The sequence below is a fragment of the Bartonella sp. TT29SHDZB genome (assembly GCF_042193395.1).
GTDB lineage: Bacteria > Pseudomonadota > Alphaproteobacteria > Rhizobiales > Rhizobiaceae > Bartonella.
Window position 1 is genome coordinate 1 of the sequence record NZ_JBHILQ010000105.1, and the last position, 1,008, is coordinate 1,008.

Genomic DNA, 1,008 nt, shown 5'->3' on the forward strand with positions numbered 1-1,008 from the left:
GGTCCAAGATAAGCGCCATTGCGTACGTCGTCATAAATAATATTCGTCATTTCACTGCCCTCCAAGCTGCTTCCCATTTTGTATGAATCTTTGCCTTGCTCGTCCCATCACTATGAGGGGTATAAGGCGAGACTTTTAAAGACGCGCTTTGAGAGCTAGCAGCCGTCAACACACACTGGCGTGCTTTCTCGAGACTCATACCGTTTTGAATAGCTTTTGCTGCGTCAAAAGAAACGCCTAAGTGCTTTGCTTGCCTTTCAAGGGTTGTTAGTGCTTTTGCGCGCTTTCTTTCTTTTTCAAGCACGGCTTTCATATCTTCGCGCTTGTTTTCATTGTCCTCATTGTCTTCGTCCTCTTCGTCTTCTTCATCGTCGAAGTCTTCGGCGTTTTTGTCGATGTCGCTATCGTCTTCGTCCTCTTCCTCGTCATTGATGATGTCGACAATCTTTTCGTCATCATCTTCTTCAGCGCGGTATTGTGTGCGTGCCATGTGTTTTGTCCTTCTTTTTCTGTTGATGTTGGGTTTTGTGATATGGAATCCGTTAAGGCTTCCAAAGCTTGCGCAAGAGTGCCTTGCACATCTGCTAATCCAAGCGTGATCGCTTGGGTGCCTATAAAAGTTTCTGCTTTTGTGTCACGAATTGCAGCAGCATTTAAGCGTCTGTTTTGCGCCACCAAATCGACAAACATCTCGTAGAGCAGGGCGCAATCGGCTTGCATTTTTATCTGTGCTGTATCGCTCAAGGGTTCGTGAGGGTTGCCATGGGTTTTGTGATCACCTTCAAAGACAAAGGTCCATTTATGCCCGTGTTTTTCATCTGCACGGGATTGGTCAAGATGGGCACAAACAACCCCAATCGAGCCCACAACCCCTGTGCGAGCTACCCATATTTGAGAAGCCGCACAAGCAATGGCATAAGCTGCAGAACAGGCAAACTCATTGGCATGTGCCCAAATGGGCTTGTCGTATTGTTTTGAGAGTGTTTGAAACTCTTCAACCAAATCAAA

1 protein-coding gene and 1 pseudogene are annotated in these 1,008 nt (G+C 46.4%); both read right to left on the reverse strand.

Features of this window, described 5'->3' with window-relative positions; genetic code table 11:
- Nucleotides 1-46: 46 nt before the first annotated feature.
- Nucleotides 47-313 carry a hypothetical protein gene (locus tag ACFIJJ_RS09840; RefSeq protein ID WP_375646815.1) on the reverse strand — a complete coding sequence of 89 codons (267 nt, stop codon included), beginning with the start codon at nucleotides 311-313 and terminating at the stop codon, nucleotides 47-49.
- 236 nt (nucleotides 314-549) lie between these two features.
- Nucleotides 550-1,002 (reverse strand): annotated as a pseudogene (locus ACFIJJ_RS09845) (S49 family peptidase); the annotation flags it as partial.
- Nucleotides 1,003-1,008 lie beyond the last annotated feature (6 nt).